Below are 25,750 nucleotides of genomic sequence, written 5' to 3'. Positions count from 1 at the left end.
AAAAACCGAAAAAGAAAGAGTTTTAAAACTTTTCGCATCATACAACTTAACCGGTGGTTAAGTGAATAAGGGCGTACGGTGAATGCCTTGGCACTAGGAGCCGATGAAGGACGGGACGAACACCGATATGCTTCGGGGAGCTGTAAGTAAGCTTTGATCCGGAGATTTCCGAATGGGGGAACCTCATTGTTTTAATCGACAATGGTCCACTCAGTGAACACATAGTTGAGCGGACGGTAGACGTGGTGAACTGAAACATCTCAGTAGCCACAGGAAGAGAAAGAAAAATCGATTTCCCGAGTAGCGGCGAGCGAAACGGAAAGAGGCCAAACCAGCGTGCTTGCATGCTGGGGTTGTAGGACTGATGGACGGGAGTGAATGAGCTAGTCGAACGCCATGGAAAGGGCGATCAGAGAGGGTGACAATCCCGTAGGCGAAAGCTCAGCCACCTCATTCAGTATCCTGAGTACGGCGGTACACGTGAAATTCCGTCGGAATCCGCCAGGACCATCTGGCAAGCCTAAATACTCCCTAGTGACCGATAGTGAACCAGTACCGTGAGGGAAAGGTGAAAAGCACCCCGGAAGGGGAGTGAAAGAGTACCTGAAACCGTATGCCTACAAGCAGTCAGAGCCCGTTAAGGGGTGATGGCGTACTTTTTGTAGAACGGACCGGCGAGTGACGATAGCAAGCAAGGTTAAGCTGAAGAAGCGGAGCCACAGCGAAAGCGAGTCTGAAGAGGGCGTTGAGTTTGTTGTCGTCGACCCGAAACCAAGTGATCTACTCATGTCCAGGCTGAAGGTGTGGTAAAACACACTGGAGGGCCGAACCCACGTCTGTTGAAAAAGGCGGGGATGAGGTGTGGGTAGCGGTGAAATTCCAATCGAACTTGGAGATAGCTGGTTCTCTCCGAAATAGCTTTAGGGCTAGCCTCGGATGATGACTATTGGAGGTAGAGCACTGTTTGATCGAGGGGTCCATCCTGGATTACCGACATCTGATAAACTCCGAATGCCAAATAGTTTAGTCCGGGAGTCAGACTGCGAGTGATAAGATCCGTAGTCGAAAGGGAAAGAGCCCAGACCACCAGCTAAGGTCCCAAAGTTTCAGTTAAGTGGAAAAGGATGTGGGGTTGCTTAGACAACTAGGATGTTGGCTTAGAAGCAGCCATCATTGAAAGAGTGCGTAATAGCTCACTAGTCGAGTGACCCTGCGCCGAAAATGTACCGGGGCTAAACTGAACACCGAAGCTGTGGATCCGTAGGATGGTAGGAGAGCGTTCTATAGGCAGAGAAGCATGATCGTGAGGACATGTGGAGCGTATAGAAGTGAGAATGCCGGTATGAGTAGCGAAAGACGGGTGAGAATCCCGTCCACCGAATGACTAAGGTTTCCTGGGGAAGGCTCGTCCTCCCAGGGTTAGTCGGGACCTAAGCCGAGACCGAAAGGGATAGGCGATGGACAACAGGTTGAGATTCCTGTACTTGTTTGATTTGTTTGAGCGATGGAAGGACACAGAAGGCTAAGCGGAGCGCGGAGATGGAAAAACGCGTCCAAGCAATGAGTGAGAAGGTGAGTGAAAGGCTTGCCTCAGATTTCATGAGTTGTGACGGGGAGGGAAATAAAGTACCGAAGCCGCCGACGTCACGCTGTCAAGAAAAGTTTCTAGTGAGAATCAAACAACCCGTACCGCAAACCGACACAGGTAGTCGAGTGGAGAACACTAAGGTGAGCGAGCGAACTCTCGTTAAGGAACTCGGCAAAATGACCCCGTAACTTCGGGAGAAGGGGTGCTGACCGCAAGGTCAGCCGCAGTGAATAGGCCCAAGCGACTGTTTATCAAAAACATAGGTCTCTGCCAAATCGAAAGATGATGTATAGAGGCTGACGCCTGCCCGGTGCTGGAAGGTTAAGAGGAAGGGTTAGCGTATGCGATGCTCTGAATTGAAGCCCCAGTAAACGGCGGCCGTAACTATAACGGTCCTAAGGTAGCGAAATTCCTTGTCAGGTAAGTTCTGACCCGCACGAAAGGCGTAACGATTTGGGCACTGTCTCAACGAGAGGCTCGGTGAAATTGTAGTACCAGTGAAGATGCTGGTTACCCGCGACAGGACGGAAAGACCCCATGGAGCTTTACTGTAGGTTGATATTGAATGTTTGTGCCACATGTACAGGATAGGTAGGAGCCATCGAAGTCGGGACGCTAGTCTCGATGGAGGCACTGGTGGGATACTACCCTTGTGGGATGACCATTCTAACCCGCGACCATTAGCTGGTCGGGAGACAGTGTCAGTCAGGCAGTTTGACTGGGGCGGTCGCCTCCTAAAGTGTAACGGAGGCGCCCAAAGGTTCCCTCAGAATGGTTGGAAATCATTCGCAGAGTGTAAAGGCAGAAGGGAGCTTGACTGCGAGACCTACAAGTCGAGCAGGGACGAAAGTCGGGCTTAGTGATCCGGTGGTTCCGCATGGAAGGGCCATCGCTCAACGGATAAAAGCTACCCTGGGGATAACAGGCTTATCTCCCCCAAGAGTTCACATCGACGGGGAGGTTTGGCACCTCGATGTCGGCTCATCGCATCCTGGGGCTGAAGTCGGTCCCAAGGGTTGGGCTGTTCGCCCATTAAAGCGGTACGCGAGCTGGGTTCAGAACGTCGTGAGACAGTTCGGTCCCTATCCGTCGCGGGCGTTGGAAATTTGAGAGGAGCTGTCCTTAGTACGAGAGGACCGGGATGGACACACCGCTGGTGTACCAGTTGTTCCACCAGGAGCATGGCTGGGTAGCTATGTGTGGACGGGATAAGCGCTGAAAGCATCTAAGCGTGAAGCCCCCCTCAAGATGAGATTTCCCATACTTTAAAAGTAGTAAGACCCCTGAAAGACGATCAGGTTGATAGGTTTGGAGTGGAAGCTTAGTAATAAGTGGAGCGGACAAATACTAATCGGTCGAGGACTTATCCAAAGGATAAGGTTGTATGAAGGTTTAAGGGGATTATGATAGATTCAGTTTTGAGCGAACAAGCTCAAAAAAATAAATTGTACGGTGACGATGGCAAGAAGGACCCACCTGTATCCATCCCGAACACAGCAGTTAAGCTTCTTAGCGCCGAATGTAGTTGGGGGTTGCCCCCTGTGAGACTAGGACGTTGCCGTGCTAATAAAGAGTCATTCCAATAAGAATGGCTTTTTTTGTGTTTTTCTTTTGGAATAGCTTAAGGCTCTGTGTTTTAATAGATCATAGAATTGGTTAAACTAGGGAGAAATTGCTTATAAGGCAGTAAAAATATAATAAAAACCAGCAAGAACAGGTCTAGTGAATAAGACTTGCTTGCTGGTGGTAACTGTCTCGACCTAGCATTAAGGAGCTAGAGAGAAGTAATATTTTTGAATGCACAGCTAAGAAAGGGTTGACGCCTATGCAAAAAATTGCTGTAGATATGGACGAAGTGATTGCTGATTTTTTAGCCAAGCAAATTCGTTTGTTTAATGAAAACTATGATTTTCAAATTAAAAAAGAAGACCTCCTTGGGAAGAACTTGGATCAATTATTTCCCCAGTACCAAAAAGCACTCCATGATATGGTGGCTGATCCTAATTATTTTGCTGATCTTGGGATCATTGAGGGGGCACAAGAGGCCCTTTGGCAACTCAGTCAGGACTATGAAGTCTTTATTACTACGGCTGCAATGGAGTTTCCGACTTCTTTTACCGCTAAGTATGAGTGGTTAGCCCAGCATTTTGACTTTATCCCCGATAGTCACTATGTCTTCTGTGGGCAAAAGTCGATTTTGGGGGCTGATTATTTGATTGATGATAATAGTCGTCATTTTCAAGGTTTTAATGGTAAGGGGCTGCTCTTTTCAGCACCCCATAACTTGACGGAAAATTATCCCGACCGGCTGGATAGCTGGGAGGCAGCCCTGGACTATTTTTATGGATCTGCTGGCTTGTCTGAATAAGTCCCTCAGCAAAAAGTTTTTTTATTAGTCGTCCTCTTCAAGGTTACTTTCCTTAACCAGGTAAAGGGGACGCCTTTTACTTTCTAGAAAGGTCTTGCCAATATATTTACCCACGATACCTAGGGAAAGCATTTGTAAACCGCCCATGAGTAAAATAATAACAATGGTTGATGTCCAGCCCGAGGTGGGATTACCAAAGAGCAGGGTACGGATCATAAAGAAGGCCGCTAATCCAATAGCTACAATAAAGACAATCAGTCCTAGGATAGCGATGATATTGAGGGGAATTTGTGAAAAGGAAATAATCCCCTCTAAGGAATATACCAAGAGATTCCAAAAGCTAAAATGGCTGTGGCCAAATTGGCGTTGGTGGTTGGGAAAATCGATATAGGTCTTTTGGTAGCCGACCCAATTAAAGATCCCCTTAGAGAAACGGTTGACTTCACTGACTTTGAGGACACTATCGACCATTTGCCGAGTCATCATGCGGTAGTCTCTTTCCCCGCTGCGAATAGGCGTGTGGGATAATTGGTTAATCAGCCAGTAAAAGAGACGGGCACACTGGGAGCGAAACCAAGATTCTCCTTGCCGGTCTTGACGGCGAGTCACCACACAGTCATAGTCTTCTTCTTTGAGTTTTTGGTACATGGGGACCAATAATTCAGGCGGGTCTTGGAGGTCGACGTCCATAATCACAACATAGTCTCCATGGCTGTGTTGTAAACCAGCATAGATGCCCGCTTCCTTGCCGAAGTTCCTAGAAAAAGCTAGGTAAGTCAGCCGCGAATCTGTTTGGCTTAGAACCTTGATTTGTTGGAGTGTCTGGTCTGTGGATCCGTCATCAATAAAGAGGAGCTGCCAGTCCAATTGGTCAGGAAAGTGAGCCATGGTCTCTAACATGGCCTGGTAATAGGGACGGATGTTGTCGGCTTCATTGTAGCAAGGGATAATAATAGAAATTGACTTCAATGGGGTCACCTCATGTTTACTTTACAAGTCTGATTCTCGTGCTTACACCCTTGAGTATAGCAAAAGTCAGGACTTTTATAATTCATTTATTTTAATTTTTATGAAATTTAAGTTATTATAGAAAGGAAAGGTTGTGGAAAATATGGCTTATAGTGAAAGTGAATTTAATGAAGCTGTTGAAAAATTAAACCGGGTGAACGCCAAAGACCTGCTTTCTAATCTAGATAGTAAGGAAGAATCCTTAGTTTTCGTGGGGCGGCCAACTTGTCCTTATTGCCGCAAGTTCCTACCTAAATTAATTGAAATCATTGAAAGCGATGATTTGGAGATTGCTTACTTGGATTCAACCGCCACCGCGGAAAGTGTTGCCATTCAAGAATTTAGAGAACAAGCCCAAGTGGCAACAGTGCCTGCCCTAGTGCGTATCGGTGGGGAAAAACGCTTAGAAAACCTAGGTGTTGATTCCTCAGATTCAATCGAAAGCATTAGAGAGAAAATCGCTCAATAATTTCTCACTAGCGAAAAAATAAAATACGAGCATGTTTATCGAAAAGGTGTCAATACTGGACTGGGCACCTTTTTTCTTTTAGCTAGGCTTTTGCTATAATAGAGAAAAATGAAGTAGGTGATTATAGCAATGAAGCGGTTTTTAACTTTTCTCTTAACGGGAGTTTTAGTCTTTTGCCTAGCGGGTTGCCAAGGCTTGGACCAAGTTCTGGATCAAGTCTCCCATCAGCAGGTAGAAAACCAGGTGGAGTATGGTCAGGTTTATCGCTCTGATGAAGAGGTTAGTGCCTATCTCAATGCCTACCAGGAACTTCCGCCAAATTATATCACTAAAAAAGAAGCCCAGGTGGCTGGATGGGAAAGTGATAAGGGCAATTTATGGGAAGTGACCGATAAGAAAACCATTGGTGGCGATCATTTTGGTAACTTTGAAAAGAAGTTACCGGCTGATGAGACCTACCGGGAAGCTGATGTCAACTACTATGGGGGCTATCGGGGTGATGACCGCCTGGTATATTCCTCATCTGGCGACATCTACTATACGGATGACCATTACCAAAGCTTTAAACAGTTGTATTGAGGTGAAGGACAATGAACGGAAAAAATAAGACTAGGAAAACACAGCCATCTCCTAACCGCTACCATGGCCAGGTGAACAACAACCCCCGGGCCTATCAAGTGATTCTTGACGGTCGCTTGATCAAGGACAGCCAGGATCTCTATCGGGCCTTTGCCCAGGGGATGGATAAGAGCGTGACTTTTGCCGGTAACTTGGACGCTCTATATGATGTTTTGACCGCCAATTCTAAACCTCTCAAGCTTATCTTGAAGCACCCCGTTGACTTAAGAAGCAATTTGGCAAGTAAGGCTGAGCCTTTTTTTACTATGATTAAGGCAGCCGGGGCGGTTAACCCCCAGCTTGAAATTATTGACTAGAAAGGAAGAGTCATGTGACAGCCAGGAAGACTTTACTTTATATTGCTGGTCATTACCCTGACTTAGACAAGGCCGATTTACACTTATTATTAGAGCGGGGGATTGGGATTGTGAGCCAAATTTTTACCCCAGATCGTTTGGATTCGCCCTATGCTCTAAGTGAAGAGCAATGGCTCTTAACCTTTAACCATACGGCATCGGCCTTCTTAGCCTACCGCTTGCTCGACCAGCTTATGTATCCGATTCAGGTCAATGCCAGCATCGCTTATGGTAGCCTTGATTCGCAAGCGGGACTAGTCGCCAGTCCGGCCTACCACTATGCGAGTCAAGCCCTCTTGGAGGCCCAGTCCTTGGGAGAAGGGGTCCTACTCTATAACGCTAATTATTTAGAGGACCAGCTGACCAATATGCTGCTTTTGGCCTGGCAAGAGATCATCAAAGAACAGTCTGAGATCCAAAGAGCCCTGCGACTGTCCTATGAACTCCAATTCCCTCTGTATACCGCCTATGCCATGACCAGTGAATGGCCTTTTCAAGAGATCGAAGCCTTGGAAATCTTAAAAATGCCGGTCTATGCCATGGAGGAGAAGTTACAGGACTATCAAACTATTGACTTTCAAGCGCGAAAGCCCTTAAAAATTGTTGATTTACATGCTAAAATACAGAGTGACCATTTTTATGTGACTGGTCTCTATGAAAAGGGCTATGCTAGTGCCATAGCCAAGATGAACCAAACTAGCCGACAAAACGTGGATTATCATTTAAAGTCAGGACGCTTTGCCGCTGAACGTAATTATGCAGGAGCCATTGTTTTACAATTGGAACGTGAAGAAAATGCTCTTAGTGTTTAAGGAGTCATAAGGAGGATATACATGCAGCTGAAACTTAATCAAAGCAACCGCGAGCTTAAAGATAAGGCTAAGTCAGCCATTTCTGGCAATCGCTTATCTTTAACCGGGATGTTTTTACTGAATCTAGTCATCACTTTTGCTTTTACCAGCCTCTTGGCCTTTTTAGCCAATTGGTTGCAACCCCTTAGTGTCCAATCTTTTTCGATCAACCGGGTATTTTTAGATACGCCGGGTTTGATTGGTGAAATAATTAACCAAGTCGGACAAAGTACCGATCCCATCGCCTTAGGAATCACCCTATTGGTGACCTTCTTAATCAGCTTTTTCATGGTTCAAGTATGGGTCTTTGGCACTCCTTGGTCCTTACTCGAAATGGTTGATGGAGGAAACCATCATATTGGCCGGGTATGGTCAGCCTTTACTCATCGGCCTATCCGCCACTATATTACAAATTTCTTGGCGGCTATTGTGCGTTGGTTCTCTACCTTTGTTTTTTATTTAGTTTTAGCCACAATTTTATTCTTCTATTATGTGGTCGTCCTTTCCACCGCTCGGGCAGCCATTGGCCAGGTGACTGGAATCGTCGTCCATGTGCTCTATCTATTGATTGCGCTATTATTACTGTTTTTACTTGCCCTCTTGACCAGCTGGCTCTACTATGGTTTTAACTTTATTATGTTCCCAACTTACGATAATGAAGAAACTGGGGTTTTCCGGTCTTTGAGAATGAGCTGGCAGTTGATGCGGGGGAATAAATGGCGCCTCTTCAAGATGGGTCTAGGCTATGTTTTTACGCCCCTGATTATTGGTGGACTGGTGAGTCTCTTGATGGCTTACTTTAGAACAGCCTTCCCCCAAGCCGACTATTATTTCTGGGCCCAATTAGGCCTGGGAGCCCTGGTGATCTTATTCTTGTTTGGTAATTTGATTAAGTTCATGGTGGTTCAAGCGGTCTTTTACCGGGAACAAACCAAGCAATACGCTCTCTACCTCAATGACCATTTCCCTGGTTTTGGCGCTGAAGCCAGCGATAATATTGCTGACTTCTACCATACAGAAGACCGGCCTCAATTTACGGCAGATACTATGGCCATCGATGCTTCTGAATTAAATGCCCTAGATGGCTCTGCCTCTTCTAGTGACGACTATCTTTCCGAAGCGGCCTTTAGAGAAACCTATGGCCCAGACCAAGATGATTTTAAGGCAGGTGGTGAAGAGACAGATAGTCAAACCCAAGCCACTTATCCAGAAAATGAGAGTCCTGCTCTTGACCCCGCTTCTTTAGAAAGTCAAGCGGGCGATGATGAGATTATGGTGATGGCACCTGCTGGCAGTCAAGATGAGCCTGTTTCTTCTGATTCTCAAATGGATCATAAGTCCGATAAACCAGATGAAGGGGCCTATGACTATGCTGATCCAGGCTATGTCCTCGATGATAGTCAACAGGAAGAAGTTCTGCCCGCTTCGGATATCTTTGACCTGGCTGAAGACTATAGTCAGCCTGAAGCAAGTTCTACTAAAGAGGAAATCGCTCCAGAGCAAGTGGAAAAGCCGCGAGATAAAGAGTTTGAAGTGACAGAAAGTGACCAAGTTGAGACCAGTCCAGAGGAAGAAGAAACAAGCGCTTTTGACTTCCCAGTCCTAGAAGAATCAACCCCGTCAGAAGACCGTCCAGATTCAGTGGATAAGGCTGACCCAGCGGAAACTGTTGCAGAGGAGTCTACAGCTGCCCCAGCGGATGAAGACGTTGAGAAGAAACCTTATGACCCTTATGGCTACAACACCCCTAAGAAGACTAACTTTAAACAAGCCAAGCATAAGGACGATATCCTCCTCGCCGCTGACCGCAGCGCGCAAAGCAGTTATGACAAATCGATTGTGAATCAATCGGATTTCCTCGATGGCGATCCTTTGACTCCAGACCAAGAAGAAGACCAAGAGTCAACCGATAAGTAGTAAAAAGTGTAAAGAAAAACGGAGTAGCTTGAGGCTTACTCCGTTTTTTGCTGTTCAATTAACTATAAAAGAGGTCTAAGAACTTTTATCCTGGTCTGAGTAGGGCGACCCCTTGTGGCCTTCCCAAGCCAGCCGGTGGATGGACTCGGCCACCTGTTCAGGAATGCCCAATCCTTGGATTTCACTCAGGTCGGCCTGGCGGATGGCCTTAATGGTTTTAAAGTGACTGAGGACCTTGCGCCGGGTTTTAGGGCCCACCCCTTTGACACTATCAAGACGGGATTGGAAAGAATTCTTGTGGTGGACTTGCCGGTGGAAGGTCTTGGCATAGCGGTCGACTTCGATTTGAATTCTCTGAACCAAATGGAAGGCCTGGGACTTGGGATCTAGGGGCACAATGGCATGGTCATCGCCATAGATTAAATGGGAAGTCCGGTGCTTGTCATCTTTGACCATGCCAGCAACTGCTAGGTCGTCGAGGCCCAGTTCATTAACTAAGACATCCCGGGCGGCATTGACTTCAATACTTCCCCCATCCATGAGAACGATATCTGGTAGGTCCTTGCCTTCTTTTAAGAGTCGGCTATAGCGGCGGCGGATGACTTCTTGGGTAGCTTGGTATTCATTGGCCCCTTGGAAAGACTTGATCTTGAACTTGCGGTAAGCCTTCTTATTGGGACGGCCGTCTTCATAGACCACCATTCCACAAACATTGTCCACCCCTGATATATTGGAAAAGTCAAAGCTTTCCATCCGTCTGAGATAGGGCAGATTTAAGGCGGCACTAAGCTCTTCAACAGCTCCCCGGGTTTTCTTCTCATTCATTTCTAATAAGCGGAATTTTTGTTCATGGGCTAATTGGGCGTTCTCGGTAGCCAGGTCGAGCATATGGCGTTTATCCCCGCGTTTAGGGGTGACTACTGAGATTTCGAGAGCATCACCCAAGAGCCGGGTATCGATATTTTCCGGTACCAGTACTTCCTTAGGTAGGGTGTGGTTTTGCTCTTGGTAGAACTGAACAATATAGGAGGTCAATTCTTCTGCGGGATCGTTATAGCAGGCGAAGAGGGCCGAATCCCGTTTGATAATGGAAAATTGACGCAGGAGGAAAACTTGGATGCTGATCCAACCATGGTTGTAGTAATAGGCAAAAACGTCGCGGTTATTGTATTGCTTACTCATGACATTTTGCGGTTCAACGGTTTGCTCAATATAGTTAATTTGGTCGCGGTATTCAGCGGCTCGCTCATAGTGCATATTTTCTGAGGCTTGGGCCATTTTATTCTGAAGGTCCTCTTTAATGGTTTGGACGTCCCCATTCAAAAAGCGGGTGATCCGCTTAATCTGTTGGGCATATTCTTGGGCCGATACTTCGTGGTCACAGCAGCCAATGCATTGGCCCAGATGGTAGTAGAAGCAGGCGCGTTTTTCATTCTTGCCACATTTTCTTAAGGGATAGGTTTTTTGGAGCAGGTCCCGGGTACTGGTCGCGGCATTGACATTGGGATAAGGACCAAAATATTTGCCCCCGTCCTCTTTGACGTCAGAAGTGATGATCAGTTGGGGGTCTTCTTCATTGGTAATTTTCAGGTAGGGATACATGGTCCCATACTTGAGCATAATGTTATAGTGAGGTTTGTATTTTTTGATAAGATTAATTTCCAACAAGAGGCTTTCCTTGTTGGTGTTGGTCATAATGACTTCGAAGTCAGCAATTTCTGATACTAATTGGGCGGTTTTCCCGGTATGCTGACTGCGGAAGTAGGAATGCACCCGGTTAAAGAGATTCTTGGCTTTTCCAATATAGATAATGTGTTGGTTGCGGTCCTTCATAATGTAGCAACCTGGTTTTTTAGGAACTAATTTCAGTTTATTTTCGATCAGTTGGTTGGCCACCAAGAATCATCTCCTTTCTAATCCATAATGTTTATTTACTTTAAACTCATTTATCTATTATAGCAATCCCGCTTAAAAAATCCATCCAAGCCGCCTGGCGGGTGAGCTTAAGTGGGATAAAGCGGACGGCTTATGCTAAAATATAAGAAGTACTTAGCTCACTGAGATCATTTAGTCAAAGGGAGGCAATCATATGAGTCAAAAGAATCAATTCTTTAAGAAGGGCCTGCAATCTGCTGCTGTCATTGGTGGTAGTCTGGCCTATCTTTATTTTCAAAATTATCAACTGGGAACAACCCATTATTTAGTCGAAAGTCCTCGTTATGCTGGCGGTTTGGAAGGGGTAAAAATTGCCCACTTGTCCGACCTTAATTTTCCTGACCAAAGGGTTAAGGCTATAGACATCCTCAAGGCTGTCAAAGAGGAAGAGGTCGATCTGATTGCGATTACAGGAAACCTCATCCATCCCGAAAAGGCCTTTGACCGCCAAGAACTGGCTGTCTTTATCAAGCAATTAGCCAACTTCGCCCCAGTATTCTATGTCAGCGGCTCCAATGAAGTGAAGAGCCCGTATAGCCATTTAATGGAAGAACTCTTGAGACAAGCAGGGGTCAGGGTCTTACATGACCAAGCGGAAACCATCACGCTTCATGGGCAAGACCTGGTCGTCATGGGCCTAGCGGAAAAACCAGGCCGCCACTTCTTAAAAGGGGATGCCTTACGTTATCTCCCTCTTGAAGCGGACCAAGTAGCCTTACCTAAGATCTTACTCGCCCACCATCCAGAAGCTTTCTTACGTTACCATGAATCGATCGAGAAATCACCCGATCTGGTTCTTTCGGGCCATGCCCAAGGTGGTCAGATTCGGATACCGGGACTAGGAGGTCTTTACGCTTCTGACCAAGGCCACTTGCCTCAATATAGCGAAGGAGTTTTCCGCCTGCCGGGTGACCAATACAAGTGTCTAGTGATTTCACGGGGGATTGGGGCGCCTAAGTGGCATGTTCGTTTCAATAACCAAGCAGAACTGGTTGTGGTGCAATTAACTGCTTCTAAAGAAGCTTTCTTGGAACGGGAACTGGCGGAAACCGACCGCGAAATTGCTGCTTATGGGGGCTTGTCCTGGAAGCAAGCCAAGGCCATCCTCAATAATGAAGTCGACGAAGAATTAGCTGCCCAAAATACCCATACGGGCCTTGTCCCGGTCCAGTCAGAAATAGAGGCTGAGACATTAGCTATTACTGGCCCTGACCAGGGGCAAAGAAGCAAGTATTTAAGTGTTAACGAAGAGAGCGATGAGGTTTAACGTTGAAAGTAGAGCATGACACTTTAGTTGTTAGTCACTTAGCCCAGCCCCTTAAGGACCACTGGGAGTCACAAGGCTTTGACCAACCCACACCTGTCCAAGCCGCTGCTTGGCCCAGTATTTTAAAAGGGGAGAACCTCTTAGCCTTATCGGCAACCGGGACCGGGAAGACTCTGGCTTATCTTTTAGCCAGCTTAACTCAGGTCCAAGCCCAGGAGGGGTTACAGTTAATTATCCTGGCTCCTTCCCAGGAATTAGCCAGTCAAATTGCTAGCGTGGCCCGCCCTTGGGCCCAGTCCCTTGACCTAAATCTCCAGCTAGTCATCGGTGGAGCTAACATCAAGCGCCAGATTGACCAATTGAAGGCCAAGCCGGAAATCGTAGTGGCTAGTCCAGGGCGGATTAATGAACTCATTGAACAACGGAAATTAAAAGTCCACCAAGTGAAATATTTGGTCTGTGATGAAGTCGATGACTTGCTAAAAGCTGACAGCCTTCCTCTATTCACAGATTTAATCAAACGTCTCCCCAAACACCGGCAAAATATCGCTTTTGGGGCCACTATCACTACTGACAGTCTGGCAAAGGCTAAGGAACTCTTAGCCATCGACCAAGTGATTGACCTCAGAGATGACCTATCCAGCCAGGCTAATCTCCACCATGGCTACCTGCAAACACCCGTCCGCAAACGAGTGGACCGCCTGCGCAGCCTGGCCCAGTTAGCCGACTTTAGGGCCTTGGTCTTTGTTCGTACCAAGGCCGATGTGGATATGCTTGAGCAAAAGTTAAGCTACCATGGGTTACCTGTGGCGGCCTTGCATGCGGAAATGAGTGGTCAAGACCGGCAAAGAGTCATCCAAGCCTTTAGCCGTGGTCAGCTGCTTTATTTATTCACGACCGACCTGGCCAGCCGGGGCTTGGATCTTCCTGGTTTAGCCTGTGTGATCCAATACGACCTGGCCAAGGACCAAGCTACCTATGTCCACCGCAGTGGCCGGACTGGGCGGATGGGCCAAGAAGGTTTGGTCTTGACTTTCTGTAATAATGACCGCACCCTGAGAGAACTTAAACAAGTCTTACCAGAAGGGACCAAACTGGAAGAGTACTATCTCTACCAAGGTCTCCTGGTCAATGCCACGAGCCAGCCCAAGCCTGACCAGCCAAGCAGAAAGGCGAAAAAGCCTCAAACTTCAAAGCAGGCGACTCATTCATCTGGCCAGTTGGCTGGCAAGAGCAAGAAAAAGAAAAATCGAAAACGCCAGCAAAAGAACAAGGGCGCCCGGCGTAAAAAAGCAAAAAAGAATTGAAGCCCAAGAAAAACTTCATTAGAATAATAGAGGACTAAAAATGAAGGAGTGCATATAAAACAATGGATCGTTATGCGATTATCCTTGCTGCTGGTAAGGGAACCCGGATGAAATCAAATAAGTATAAGGTATTACATGAGGTCGCTAATAAGCCCATGGTGGCTCACGTCTTAGATAATGTTAAGGCAGCCGGCTTTAATGAGGTCATTACCATTGTCGGTTTCGGAGCCGAAGAGGTCGAAAAAGTCTTAGCAGGGCAAAGTCAATTCTGCCTCCAAGAAGAACAATTAGGGACGGGCCATGCGGTTTTACAAGCGGAAGATTTACTGGCTGACAAGGAAGGCTCTACCCTGGTGATTTGTGGAGACACGCCCCTAATTACCCAGGCTACCCTGGAAGACTTACTCGATGTCCATGAAGCTGAGGGGGCTAAGGCCAGCATCTTAACCGCTAAGGCCGAAGACCCAAGTGGCTACGGTCGAATTATCCGTAAGCAAGATGGGTCGGTGTCTAAAATTGTTGAAGAAAAGGATGCCAAGCCAGAAGAAAAGGCAGTGAAGGAAATCAACACCGGAACCTATGTCTTTGATAACCAGGCCCTTTTTGAAGCCCTCCACCAAGTGGGCAATGACAATGCCCAAGGGGAATATTACCTCCCAGATGTGATTGAAATCTTACGTAGCCAAGGCGAACGGATTTCGGCTTATCAAATGGCTGATTTTGGCGAGTCTTTGGGGGTTAATGACCGACAAGCCCTGGCCCAAGCCAACCAGCTCTACTATCAAAGAAACAACCGCTACTGGATGGATAATGGGGTAACTATCTTAGATCCCCAAACAACCAAAATCGATGCGGAAGTCTCCATCGGCCAAGACACCATTATTGAAGGTCAGGTGACCCTCTTAGGACATAGCCGTATCGGTAAGAACTGCCATATTCTAGGTAACAGCCAGATCGTGGATAGCCAAATTGGCGATGAAGTGACGGTAGATTCTTCTAAAATTGAAAGTAGTCAAGTCGGCTCTCATACCTCGATTGGTCCCATGGCCCATCTCAGACCCCAATCAGTCTTGGGAGAATACGTTCATATTGGTAACTTCGTTGAAATTAAAAACGCTAGTCTCGGGGACCACACCAAGGCCGGCCACTTAACCTATGTGGGAGACGCTGACTTAGGCAGCTATATTAACCTCAGTTGCGGGGTGATCTTCTGTAACTATGATGGTTATAGTAAGCACCGCAGTCAGGTCGGCGACTATAGCTTTATCGGTTCCAATGCCAATATTGTTGCCCCGGTTAGCCTGGCTGATCATAGTTTTGTCGCTGCCGGGTCAACCATTACTGAAGACGTTCCTAAGGAGGCCCTGGCCATCGCCCGGTCACGGCAAAGTAATAAAGAAAATTACTGGCACAAATTACCTATTTCTAAAAATAAGCCGGAAAGTTAACCCTAAAGAGCTTACATCTATGGTAAGATAGTATGGTAGGGACATAGTTTTTAAACATTTAGGTTTTAGGAGGAACTTATGACAATGTCAGAACATGAAGATAAAAACTTTAAGCTTTTCTCATTAAATTCTAACAAACCCTTGGCACAGAAGGTTGCTGATTGTTTGGGAATTGAATTGGGAAAAATAAATGTTAACCACTTTAGTGATGGTGAAATTCACATTAACATTGAAGAATCCATTCGTGGCGATAATATTTATATTTTGCAATCGACTTCTGCACCAGTCAATGAGAACTTAATGGAACTAATGATTATGATCGATGCCTGCCGCCGGGCCAGCGCTGATCAAATCAATGTGGTGATTCCTTACTTCGGCTATGCCCGCCAAGACCGTAAGGCCAAACCACGTGAACCGATTACATCCAAATTGGTCGCTAATATGATTGAAGATGCTGGAGCTACCCGAGTGCTTGCCCTCGACCTACACGCCAGCCAAATTCAAGGTTTCTTTGATATTCCGGTGGACCACTTAATGGGGGCTCCTTTACTGGCTAATTACTTCCTTGATAAAGATCTTTATCAAGGCAAAGACATTGTCGTTGTCTCTCCTGACCATGGCGGGGTAACCCGGGCTAGAAAATTGGCTGAATTCCTGGATGCGCCAATTGCTATTATCGACAAGCGTCGTCCACGTGCCAACGTTGCCGAAGTCATGAATATTGTTGGTGAAGTCAAAGGTAAAGATTGTATCATTATCGATGACATGATCGATACCGCCGGCACCATCACTGCTGCTTCCAATGCCTTAGAAGAAGCCGGCGCTGTTTCGGTGACGGTCTGCTGTACCCACCCTGTCTTATCCGGTCCAGCCATTGAACGTCTAGAAAACGCTAATATTGATGAAATTGTGGTAACCGACTCAATCAACCTCCCTGAGGAAAAGAAAATTGATAAGATCACGACAGTTTCTGTTTCTGAACTGATTGCTGAAGCCATCTATCGGATTCAAAATAACAAATCAGTGAGTCCGCTCTTCCGCGAACAATTCAAGGGTATGGAAGCCAAAGACTAGAAAAAATTAAAGAAGAATAATCTTATTGTAGAGGAAGCTTTGACTGATGTCTGAGCTTCTTTTTAATAGCATGCATTCAAAACTGTGTTCCAAGCGCAGAGCAAGCGTCCATTTCAGAAAACGGCTACGAATTCTCTTCGTGAATTCTTACGTCTTTTTCTTCCAATGATCTTGCTCTTTGGTGCACTTGTCACACTCTACTTCCATCTAGGCGAAAAAACTTGTGAGGGTAGCTTTTTTTCGCTAAAATGAAGAAAATTACTAGTAGCAAGTCATCTGTACATCCCCCTCGCTGTGGGCGGTGTACAGATTTTGTTGCGTTAAAAAGAAAAGGATGATCGATATGAAGTTAGTGGTTGGATTAGGAAATCCAGGAAAAGAATACGAAGGTACCCGCCATAATATTGGCTTTATTGTCCTTAATGAATGGGCCTATCGCCACCATGAAAGCTTTGACCGCTCGGCTTTCAATGGGGTTTATTTTAAACGCCGGGTGGCTAATGACCAGGTGATCTTTGTCAAACCCACTACTTTTATGAATCTATCCGGCCAATGTGTGTCTGGCTTTATGAATTATTACCACATCGACTTGGAAGACCTCCTAGTGGTCTATGATGATATGGACATGGAACCCGGCCGCCTCCGCCTGCGAAAAAAAGGCTCTGCGGGCGGTCATAACGGGATGAAAGATATCATTAAAATGCTTAATTCTAAAGACATTCAACGGATCAAATTAGGTGTTGGTCACCCCCAAGGCAAGGGTTCGGTCGTCAACCATGTCCTAGGGAAATTCTCTAAGGAAGACCAGGAGAAGATGTTAGCAAGTAGCCAAGCGGCCGCCGATGCCATTTCTTACTGGTTAGAAGGCAATAGCTTTGAAAACGCCATGAATCGATTTAATAACTAATAGAGAGAAAGACGTGGAAATGAACTTAGAAAATTATCTCAATGAGAAAATTATTGACAGCAAGCTAAAAAACACCTTGAGGACGGGGCAGAGTGTTCTCTACCTGGGTTTACAGGCGGCTAGTAAGGCCTATATGATTGCTGAAATTCAAGCCAGCCATCCCGATAAAAAGACCGTGGTCTTGACCAATAACCTCTTGCAGGCAGAGCGTTTTTATGAAGACCTGCAAACCTTCAATCCAGAAGCTGACCTCCACCTCTATTCCAGTCCAGAAAGTGTGGCTGAAGACTTAGCCATTCAAAGCCCGGAAGCTCTGGGGGACCGCTTGGCAACCTTAGACTGGTTACTTGATGAAGATAGTAGCGGGATCTTAATTAGTCCTATCTTCGGGTTAAAGCGTGCCCTGACTCCTGTATCTGAGTGGAAACACCTAGTTAAAAACATCCAACGGGGCCAAGAGCTGGCAGTCGACCAGTTGAAAGCAGACTTATTGCTTTTGGGGTACGAACGGGTGGAGGCCGTTTTACGACCTGGTGAAATGAGTGTCCGTGGGGATATTGTTGACCTCTTCCCACTAACTAGTCCCCAGCCCTTACGACTGTCTTTGGCCTTCGATGAAGTAGACCGCATCACGACTTTTGATGTTAACAGCCAAAAGAGCCAAGACGACTTAGAAGCAGTCACCATCTTACCGGCTAAAGACCTCTTGTTTAGCCCTGCCCGCCTAAAAGCTGGTGTGGCTCATTTAGAAAAAGTGGCCCAGGAGAAAGCTGAAAAAATCCAAGATGAAGCCATCAAAAAACAAGTCCAAGCCATCTTCCAGGATGAAATCCAAGCCTGGTCAGCTGGGGAGACGACCGAACGTACCCATTATTTTAGTCAGATCCTCTATCCAGACTCTTGCAGCCTGCTTGACTATGTGGGGCAGGGACAGACCCTAGTGCTAGATGATATGACCCGGCTGATTGAATTATCCCAGGAAATTGACCAGCGAGCCGCCCTTTATCTGCAAGGGAAGGTGGAAGCTGGCCACCTGCCTCCGATTGACCAGATCTATTTAGATAGTCACGACCAAGTGATGGCTTATTCAGGACGGAAGTTCTACCTGGCCCAGTGGCAGAAGGGTTACGGCAATATGCGCTTTGATGGTCTCTACCAATTCCAAACGCGGACGGTGACACCTTTTTACCATAATAAGGAAGCTATTAAACTGGAATTTGAAGCCTGGCTGAGAATGGGCCGGTCTTTACTGATCTTTATCGAGGAGGAAGATAAAGCCCGCGACTTAGAAAAAGAGCTCAAAGCCATGGACTTCCAGGCGGTCTTGACCCAGGCAGATCAAATTATTCCTGAGGCTATTAATATTATTGCTGGTCACTTGTCGGGAGGAATTGAATTTGTTGACAGTCAAGTGGTCCTTTTAGCCCAAAGTGACCTTTTTGACCAGGCCAAGCGTCGTCGTCGTAAAAATACCAATAACCTCTCTAACGCTGAGCGCTTAAAGAACTACCAAGAGTTAAAACCCGGCGACTATGTGGTCCATGTTAACCACGGAATTGGTCAGTTCGTTGGGGTAGAGACCATCGAGGTAGCAGGAAACCACAAGGACTATCTCAGCATCGTCTATGCCGATAATGCCTCTATCCACGTCCCCATCGACCAAATTGACTTGGTCCAAAAATATGTTTCAGCAGAGGGCAAGATCCCTAAACTCAACAAAATGGGCGGAACCGAATGGCAAAAGACCAAGCAAAGGGTCAGCAAGAAAATTGAAGATATTGCTGATGACTTGGTGGACTTGTATGCAGAAAGGGAGACCAGAAAGGGCTATGCCTTTAGTCCTGACAATGAGGACCAGGCTGCCTTTGAAGATGAATTTCCTTATCCTGAAACCGATGACCAGCTCCGCTCAATCCAGGAAATTAAAGCCGACATGGAAAAAGAAAAGCCCATGGATCGTCTCCTTGTTGGGGACGTGGGCTTTGGAAAGACTGAAGTTGCTATGCGGGCTGCCTTTAAGGCTATGCTAGATGGTAAGCAAGTCGCCTTCCTGGTGCCAACGACTGTCTTAGCCCAGCAACACTACGAAACCATGCTAGAGCGCTTTAAGGACTATCCCTTTACTATTGACTTATTGAGCCGTTTCCGGAGCCCGGCCGAACAAAAGCATGTCATTAAGTGCTTAAAAGAGGGCAGCGTCCAATTAGTGATCGGTACCCACCGACTCTTATCCAAGGACATTAAGTTCTTAGATCTCGGTTTATTGGTTGTTGATGAGGAACAACGCTTTGGGGTTAAGGCCAAGGAGAGGTTGAAGGCCTTGCGGAAAAATGTCGATGTCCTTACCCTAACGGCAACACCGATCCCTCGTACCTTGAATATGTCCATGATGGGGGTCAGGGACTTGAGTGTGATTGAAACACCACCAGCTAATCGTTTTCCGGTACAGACCTATGTCATGGAACAAAACTATGGGGCCATCCGGGATGCTATTGAACGGGAGTTAGCCCGCAATGGCCAAGTCTTTTACCTCTTTAATAATGTGCAAAATATCCAAGAAAAAGCCAACTTCATTGAGGAATTAGTCCCCCAAGCCCGGGTAGCGATTGCCCATGGCCAGATGCATGCTAATCAATTAGAGGAAGTCTTAATGGATTTCTTGGCCGGAGATGACGATGTCTTAGTCACTACCACCATTATTGAAACCGGGATTGATATGCCTAATGTCAATACTCTCTTGGTGGAGGACGCAGACCGGATGGGCTTATCGACCCTCTATCAATTACGGGGCCGGGTAGGCCGGTCCAACCGGGTAGCCTATGCTTACTTTATGTACCGGCCTGACAAGGCCTTAAATGAGGCCAGCGAAAAACGGCTGACCGCCCTCAAAGACTTTACTGAATTAGGGGCAGGGTTCAAAATCGCCATGCGCGACCTCTCCATTCGGGGAGCCGGCAACCTCCTGGGGCAAGAACAGCACGGTTTTGTCAATTCGGTGGGTTATGACCTCTTTCAACAGATGCTGGATGAAGCCATCCGTAAGAAACAAGGCAAGGCAGCTAAGCGGCCTCAGTCACCCACAGAAATTGAATTGCACATTGATGCTTATATTCCTTCAGAATATATCCAGGATGAAAATCAAAAGGTGGAAATCTACAAACGCATCAACCTGCTGGACGATGTCGATACCATGTGGGACTTGGATGACGAATTGTTGGATCGCTTTGGTGAGCCTCCGGTAGAGGTCCAATGGCTCTTAGCAGTTGGGACAATGAAGTCTTATGCTACTGCAATAGGGGTAGAGAAAATCACGCGTAAGGGGAAGGCGATTGAGCTGGTCTTTACCAAGCAACAAGACCCTAGCCAATTGACTCCGCTCATTTTCCAGGCCTTAGAAGACATCCCAATGAAATTACAAATCAAAATGGCTAATGACCAATTAGTCATGCAGTTAAACACTAAAGACCTCTCAACCGATCAGTGGCTAGACTATCTCCTTCAATTTCTAACCCAGCTCAGTAAGGATTTACAGGTAGATTCTGACCAAGTGGATGGGAGGCAGACTAGAGATGGTGTCGAGTAAAAATCGCCGCAGTCAACAAGCCCTAAAGGGAGCCAGCTTGTTGACCCTAGCCGGCATTATCGCTAAGATTCTCAGTGCGGTTTACCGAGTTCCCTTTCAAAACCTAGTGGGCGATACGGGATTCTATGTCTACCAGCAAGTTTACCCCATTTATGGGATTGGTATGACCTTTGCCCTGAGTGGCTTACCCAATTACGTGGGTAAGCAAATTTCCTGGCAGGTTGACCTGGCCCATCGCCGTCTGTTTTTACGCCGTTATAGTCTCCTAGTAGTCATTTTTTCTTTATTGTGTTTTAGCCTGACCTTTTTTCTAGCCCCGCTTTTAGCCCAGGGAATGGCTGATCCCAACTTGGCAATTGTGATTCGGAGCGTTTCCTACATGTTCCTAGCCATGCCCTTTCTCCTCCTCATCCGGGGAGCTTTTCAGGGGCGCAATGATATGAAACATACCGCCATCTCCCAAGTGATCGAGCAAGTTGTCCGGGTCGGGGTGATCTTAGGGGTGGCCACCCTTTATAGCCAGGGCTTTAGTCAGGATTGGTCCCTTTATGAGATGGGGGCCTGGGCCATGGCCTCGGCTGGGATTGCCGGCTTTACGGCAACTAGCTACCTACTCTTGGCCCTTTTTCAATCCCGGGGCACCCAGCGCCTCTTCCAAGAGTCGAAACGAAGTCGAGCCCTGGCTGAAGATCCGCCTTATCACTTGACCTGGCCCCAAATTCTGAGGACCTTTGTCACCGATGGCCTGGTGATTTGTAGTTTTTCAGCCTTATTGGTCTTCTTTCAATTGATTGATTCTTTTACCCTTTATGACGGTTTACTGGATTTTGGTTTGGATAGCGACCTGGCTAAGGTTTATAAGGGAGTCTATGATCGCGGCCAGCCCTTTGTCCAATTGGGCATGGTCTTTTCCCTGGCCTTCCAGACCTCTTACTTGCCCCTGCTTTCCCAGGCTTTTGTCAAAAAACAAAAGGCCCAATTTCGGGAAGCGGCGGTTCGTTTTAGCCGTTTGACTTTCTTTATTAGTCTCTTGGTTACGGCGGGAATAATGGCGATCTTGCCGGAACTCAATGTGATGCTCTTTAGTGATGCTAAGGGGAGTGGGGTCCTAGAGCAGTATCTATTGATGATTGTCTTGGCCAGCTGGGTATTGATCTACCATAATATTTTCCTAGGTCAGAACCAGTGGTTTTATTCGGCCCTAGCCCTGGGCTTAGCTTTATTGGTTAAGGGGGTCTTTGCCCACTTGCTGGTTAGCCGCTTTGGCCTAGTGGGAGGCGTCTGGTCCAGCTTGCTGGCCTTAATTGTGATGCTGATCTTGATGCACCACTTTATCCCCCATTCGATTAAAACCGAGAGTCAAATGGGGATTTTACTGAGAGACACTAGCCTAGTAGTTCTTCTCATGTGGCTGGCCATTATGGCTTTGCGCTGGATCTTTTGGTTGAATTTTCCTAAAAGTCGGGCCTTCGCCACTTTATTTGTGGGCTTGGCTGTCCTTTTGGGAGCAGGTGTCGTATTATTAGTAGTAAGAAGATACCCGATACTTAATCCGGCTGAGTGGCAAGAGCTTCCCTTAGCTAAATATTGGATCAAAAATAAGGAGAGTTAGGAAGAATCTATGCGAATCGATAAATTTTTAAAGGTTGCTCGAATTATCAAGCGACGTACCGTGGCCAAAGAGGCCTGTGACCAAGGCCGGGTGGCTGTCAATGGGCGGCCGGCCAAGTCCGGAACCAACTTGGAAGTTGGTGATACGGTTAAGATTGAGTTTGGCAATAAGTGGCTGACTTTGAGAGTCGATGCCCTAGAAAATTCGACTAAAAAAGAAGATGCCAGCAAGATGTACACCATTCTCGATGAGGAGTGGAAGGAAAAGGCTAGCGAACCTGAATTTTTTTAATTAAAATAGGAGCTATACTTTTTAAAAGAAGCAAGGTACAATAGGAAGGGTACTATTTTGTGAAAGGATGCTAAAGATGGGCGACCAAGGCAAGGAAAATAAGAATAAAATTACTTCCATTGCACGCTACGCTGGCAAGAAGGAGCAAGAAGATACTAAGAAACAGAAGTGGCATGACTTAATCATGCGCTCGCTCTTAGGATTTTGTTTACTAGGCTCCCTATTATGTCTGTTTGGCGTCTTCCATGCCCAAATCAAGACCCGGTCCTTAAGCGAACAAACTGAGCAGGCTAAGCAACAAAGGCAGAGTGAACAAGAAATTGTTGACTCCCTAAAGAACCAAGTGACCTTATTAAATAATGAGTCTTACTTGGCGAGCTTAGCCCGGGCCCAATATTATCTCAGCAAAGAGGGCGAAATTATTTTCTCCACTCCTGAAGATAATGATTCCATGAAGGCAAAAAGTCTTAACAAGGCATACCTAGAAGCGCAAAATAATCAAAACAAAGTAAATAATGAAAAAAATTAGGAGGATCATAAGCTTTCATGACCGTAGAAGTTGGGGAAAAAGTAACTGGTAAGGTTACAGGAATTGTTAAATTTGGTGTATTTGTCGATCTCGGTGATGGAACCAGTGGCTTAGTCCACATTTCTGAAATTTCCGATAGCTATATTAAAGATATCAACGATTATCTACAAAAAGGCGATGAGGTGACCGCGATTGTCACTAAAATTCAACCGGATGGAAAGATTGCCTTATCCATGAAGGACGCCAAGGATCACAAGCAAGCTGAGCCCAAAGCACATGCTAAGCCTGGTAATAGTGGTCCTAAGCCAGCTAAGGCCAACAATAGCCATAAGAAATTTGACCGTAAGCCACAAGCAAAAACCAGTGACTTTGACGCCATGATGAATAATTTCTTAAAGGAAAGTGATGATCGCTTAACTTCCTTGAAGCGTAATACCGAAGGCAAACGTGGTGGTCGCGGTGGCCGTCGCGGCTAATGACAAGAGATGAAGAATAGAAAAAATTACCAAGAGGTTATGACGCTGGTCACAGCCTCTTTCTTTATTTTTATGAGGAAGGTGGAACATGTCAGAGCTCAGTCAACTTGCTCAAATGATTTACCAAAAGTTAGTGGCAGAAGATAGCGACTATTTAGCCAGTCACAGACCCTATGCCCTGGCCGTTTCTGGCGGTGTGGATTCCATGGTCCTTTTAAGGTGTTTTGAGACACTGCAAGCGACTCATGGGCTAAATTTCTTTGTCATCCATATAAACCACCGCCTGCGCCAAGAGTCAGAAGCCGAGCAGGAAATGATGGTGTCCTATTGCCAAGCGCACGACTTGGACCTCAAGGTAAGTATTTGGCAGCATGGGGCCGATTTAGGCGGCAATGTTGAAGCCAAGGCCCGGGCCTTCCGTTACCATGCCTTTGGAAAAATTCTCAAAGCCCAGTCATCCTTGCGTTTGGTGACGGCTCACCATAGTGATGACCAGGTAGAGACCGGCTTAATGCGCCTGGTTCATGGCGGACATTTGGCTAGTTTTAGGGGAATGGAGGTCCTTAGCCCGCTTTACACCTATCCCAAGGCCCAAATTCTCCGACCTCTTTTAGACGTCGAAAAAGCCAGCCTGTATGACCTAGCTAGAGGTGAAGGGATTCCCTACCAGGAAGACATGACCAATTGGGATAAGCATTTCCAACGTAATCGTTTCCGTCAAGACATTATTCCTTATCTGGAGGGGGAATCTGGTAACTTCAAGGCACATTTCCGTCATTTTCAAACCGACCTCAAGGCTTTATTGAATCTAGCCCAACCCCAGCTCAACCAGCTGCTGACTAACTTATTTGACCAAGAAGTGGGTTGTTTTCGCATCGACCTGGAAGCCCTGGGTCAGTATTCTCAGGCGGAACAAGTCTTACTAATGGAAATGCTTTTCCAGCGCTTTGAGATTCCAGAACTCTTGGCCTTCACCCGGACAGGAATGGAGGAATTGGTCGCTTTCCTTAACCAGGGGGCAGCCCAAGGGCAATGGGCCTTACCGGGAAATTATGTCCTGGATAAGGTCTACCAGGCCGCCTTTGTCCGCTTGAAAACCAGCCCACCTAACTATTATCAAGTCAATCAGAACTTGTCAGAGAGTCAGCTTGAATTAGGTCAACCAGCGATTCAGCTAGAAAACTTCGCCCTAAGTTGGACTTTGGCTGGTCAAGATAAGCAAAAGGACACCAGTAAGAGTTTTTACCTGCCTCAGTCCCTAAGTGACCAAGCCCTGACTATCCGCCACCGCCAAGCTGGCGATTATCTCAAACTCCCTTCAGGAAGCCAGCAAAAAATCCGCCGCTTCTTTATTAATGAGAAGATTCCTCAAGCTGACCGACAGGCGGCATGGCTGATCGTTCGCGACCAGTCTTGGGTACTTGGAATCTTAAGTCAAAAGGGGCAATGGCTCTACCGCTATCCTCTCGAGGGGGAGGCGCTTTTTAGCCAAATTCAGCGAGTCTAAGCATTCCTTAAAAATTGTCTAAAAGGGCTGAAAATGTTGCAGACAGGTAGCTGCTTTTGCTACAATTAAGGACATAATTGAACTTATATAACACGGAGGCTATACATGAACCAAGAGATTAGCGATATCTTAATCAGTACGGAGGAAATCCAAGCCATTAATAAGCGCTTAGGCGAGGAAATTTCCAAAGATTATCAAGACCAAGACCTACTTGTGGTCGGCATCCTTAAGGGATCATTTTTATTTATGGCTGATTTAATCCGAGAAATTAATGTGCCCCTAGAAGTGGACTTTATGGCGGTTTCCTCTTACGGCAATGGCACTGAATCAGGCGGGGACGTTAAGATCCTCAAAGACTTAGAGGCTTCAGTGGCAGGCCGGCATGTCTTATTGGTAGAAGATATTGTCGATACAGGCTATACCTTGGAACACCTAGGTGAACTCTTCAAAGAACGCCAGGCTGCATCGGTTAAAATATGTGCATTTTTGAACAAAGCTGATCGCCGACAGGTAAAAGTTGAGGCTGATTACCTCGGCAAAGAAATTCCTGACGCCTTTGTAGTGGGATACGGCATGGACTATGCGCAAAAATATCGTAATCTACCTTATGTAGGGGTTTTAAAGAGCGATCAGGCTTAA

20 protein-coding genes and 2 rRNA genes are annotated in these 25,750 nt (G+C 46.5%); 20 read left to right on the top strand and 2 right to left on the bottom strand.

Translation table 11 applies throughout. The annotated features are described in order from the left end of the window. The first annotated feature begins 55 nt into the window (after positions 1-55). The 3 genes from AWM73_RS07145 (at position 56) to AWM73_RS07135 (ending at position 3,956) form a co-directional block, all read left to right on the top strand. Positions 56-2,959, top strand: a 23S ribosomal RNA gene (locus AWM73_RS07145). A 77-nt stretch (positions 2,960-3,036) separates the two neighbouring features. Further along, a 5S ribosomal RNA gene (gene rrf, locus AWM73_RS07140) occupies positions 3,037-3,152 on the top strand. Positions 3,153-3,413: 261 nt separating this feature from the next. Then, positions 3,414-3,956, top strand: coding sequence for a 5' nucleotidase, NT5C type (locus AWM73_RS07135; RefSeq protein WP_060778703.1), 543 nt, complete (start codon positions 3,414-3,416; stop codon positions 3,954-3,956). A gap of 24 nt (positions 3,957-3,980) precedes the next feature. Here the strand turns inward: AWM73_RS07135 and AWM73_RS07130 are convergent, their stop codons facing one another. Next, entirely contained in the window at positions 3,981-4,925 is a 945-nt protein-coding gene (locus tag AWM73_RS07130; protein ID WP_060778702.1) for a glycosyltransferase family 2 protein, read from the bottom strand. Between the two features lie 142 nt (positions 4,926-5,067). On the opposite strand from AWM73_RS07130, the gene AWM73_RS07125 reads away from it, so the two are divergent. The 5 genes from AWM73_RS07125 (at position 5,068) to AWM73_RS07105 (ending at position 9,175) form a co-directional block, all read left to right on the top strand. Further along, positions 5,068-5,433 carry a thioredoxin domain-containing protein gene (locus AWM73_RS07125; protein ID WP_076340268.1) on the top strand — a complete coding sequence of 122 codons (366 nt, stop codon included), beginning with the start codon at positions 5,068-5,070 and terminating at the stop codon, positions 5,431-5,433. A gap of 129 nt (positions 5,434-5,562) precedes the next feature. Further along, positions 5,563-6,012: a ribonuclease domain-containing protein gene (locus AWM73_RS07120; RefSeq protein WP_060778700.1), complete on the top strand. Its 450-nt coding sequence runs from the start codon at positions 5,563-5,565 to the stop codon at positions 6,010-6,012. 11 nt (positions 6,013-6,023) lie between these two features. Continuing rightward, on the top strand, positions 6,024-6,368 hold the full coding sequence (locus AWM73_RS07115) for a barstar family protein (RefSeq protein ID WP_060778699.1): 345 nt from the start codon (positions 6,024-6,026) through the stop codon (positions 6,366-6,368). Positions 6,369-6,382: 14 nt separating this feature from the next. Beyond that, positions 6,383-7,219 carry a hypothetical protein gene (locus tag AWM73_RS07110; protein WP_060778698.1) on the top strand — a complete coding sequence of 279 codons (837 nt, stop codon included), beginning with the start codon at positions 6,383-6,385 and terminating at the stop codon, positions 7,217-7,219. Positions 7,220-7,240: 21 nt separating this feature from the next. Next, positions 7,241-9,175, top strand: coding sequence for a DUF975 family protein (locus AWM73_RS07105; RefSeq protein WP_060778697.1), 1,935 nt, complete (start codon positions 7,241-7,243; stop codon positions 9,173-9,175). A 75-nt stretch (positions 9,176-9,250) separates the two neighbouring features. Here AWM73_RS07105 and uvrC read toward each other — a convergent pair whose 3' ends face one another. After that, on the bottom strand, positions 9,251-11,071 hold the full coding sequence (gene uvrC, locus AWM73_RS07100) for an excinuclease ABC subunit UvrC (RefSeq protein WP_060779089.1): 1,821 nt from the start codon (positions 11,069-11,071) through the stop codon (positions 9,251-9,253). Between the two features lie 193 nt (positions 11,072-11,264). On the opposite strand from uvrC, the gene AWM73_RS07095 reads away from it, so the two are divergent. The 12 genes from AWM73_RS07095 to hpt all read left to right on the top strand — a co-directional run bounded on the left by AWM73_RS07095 (position 11,265) and on the right by hpt (position 25,750). Next, positions 11,265-12,377, top strand: a complete 1,113-nt coding sequence (locus AWM73_RS07095) for a metallophosphoesterase (RefSeq protein WP_060778696.1) — start codon at positions 11,265-11,267, stop codon at positions 12,375-12,377. 2 nt (positions 12,378-12,379) lie between these two features. Then, the gene (locus AWM73_RS07090) at positions 12,380-13,684 is read left to right on the top strand and encodes a DEAD/DEAH box helicase (RefSeq protein WP_060778695.1); all 1,305 of its coding nucleotides are present in this window, start codon (positions 12,380-12,382) and stop codon (positions 13,682-13,684) included. A 62-nt stretch (positions 13,685-13,746) separates the two neighbouring features. Beyond that, positions 13,747-15,132 (top strand): bifunctional UDP-N-acetylglucosamine diphosphorylase/glucosamine-1-phosphate N-acetyltransferase GlmU, encoded by a 1,386-nt coding sequence (gene glmU / locus AWM73_RS07085; protein ID WP_060778694.1) that lies wholly within the window; start codon positions 13,747-13,749, stop codon positions 15,130-15,132. Positions 15,133-15,216: 84 nt separating this feature from the next. Further along, on the top strand, positions 15,217-16,206 hold the full coding sequence (locus AWM73_RS07080; RefSeq protein ID WP_060778693.1) for a ribose-phosphate diphosphokinase: 990 nt from the start codon (positions 15,217-15,219) through the stop codon (positions 16,204-16,206). A gap of 343 nt (positions 16,207-16,549) precedes the next feature. Then, positions 16,550-17,113, top strand: a complete 564-nt coding sequence (pth, locus tag AWM73_RS07075; RefSeq protein WP_060778692.1) for an aminoacyl-tRNA hydrolase — start codon at positions 16,550-16,552, stop codon at positions 17,111-17,113. 19 nt (positions 17,114-17,132) lie between these two features. Continuing rightward, positions 17,133-20,696, top strand: coding sequence for a transcription-repair coupling factor (gene mfd, locus AWM73_RS07070; protein WP_076340229.1), 3,564 nt, complete (start codon positions 17,133-17,135; stop codon positions 20,694-20,696). After that, complete coding sequence (locus AWM73_RS07065; protein WP_060778690.1) at positions 20,683-22,308, top strand: putative polysaccharide biosynthesis protein; 1,626 nt, start codon at positions 20,683-20,685, stop codon at positions 22,306-22,308. The genes mfd and AWM73_RS07065 overlap by 14 nt, the downstream gene beginning before the upstream one ends. 9 nt (positions 22,309-22,317) lie before the next feature. Next, entirely contained in the window at positions 22,318-22,599 is a 282-nt protein-coding gene (locus AWM73_RS07060) for an RNA-binding S4 domain-containing protein (protein WP_013669260.1), read from the top strand. A 76-nt stretch (positions 22,600-22,675) separates the two neighbouring features. Beyond that, positions 22,676-23,128 carry an FtsB family cell division protein gene (locus AWM73_RS07055; protein ID WP_060778689.1) on the top strand — a complete coding sequence of 151 codons (453 nt, stop codon included), beginning with the start codon at positions 22,676-22,678 and terminating at the stop codon, positions 23,126-23,128. A gap of 17 nt (positions 23,129-23,145) precedes the next feature. After that, positions 23,146-23,604 carry a S1 domain-containing RNA-binding protein gene (locus AWM73_RS07050; RefSeq protein WP_060778688.1) on the top strand — a complete coding sequence of 153 codons (459 nt, stop codon included), beginning with the start codon at positions 23,146-23,148 and terminating at the stop codon, positions 23,602-23,604. An 88-nt stretch (positions 23,605-23,692) separates the two neighbouring features. Continuing rightward, positions 23,693-25,111, top strand: a complete 1,419-nt coding sequence (tilS, locus tag AWM73_RS07045) for a tRNA lysidine(34) synthetase TilS (RefSeq protein WP_060778687.1) — start codon at positions 23,693-23,695, stop codon at positions 25,109-25,111. 105 nt (positions 25,112-25,216) lie between these two features. Continuing rightward, complete coding sequence (hpt, locus tag AWM73_RS07040; protein ID WP_060778686.1) at positions 25,217-25,750, top strand: hypoxanthine phosphoribosyltransferase; 534 nt, start codon at positions 25,217-25,219, stop codon at positions 25,748-25,750.

Source organism: Aerococcus urinae, assembly GCF_001543175.1.
Classification (GTDB): domain Bacteria; phylum Bacillota; class Bacilli; order Lactobacillales; family Aerococcaceae; genus Aerococcus; species Aerococcus urinae.
The sequence above is the reverse complement of the archived record's forward strand: the minus strand, read 5'-3'. Positions and strand labels throughout refer to the sequence as shown.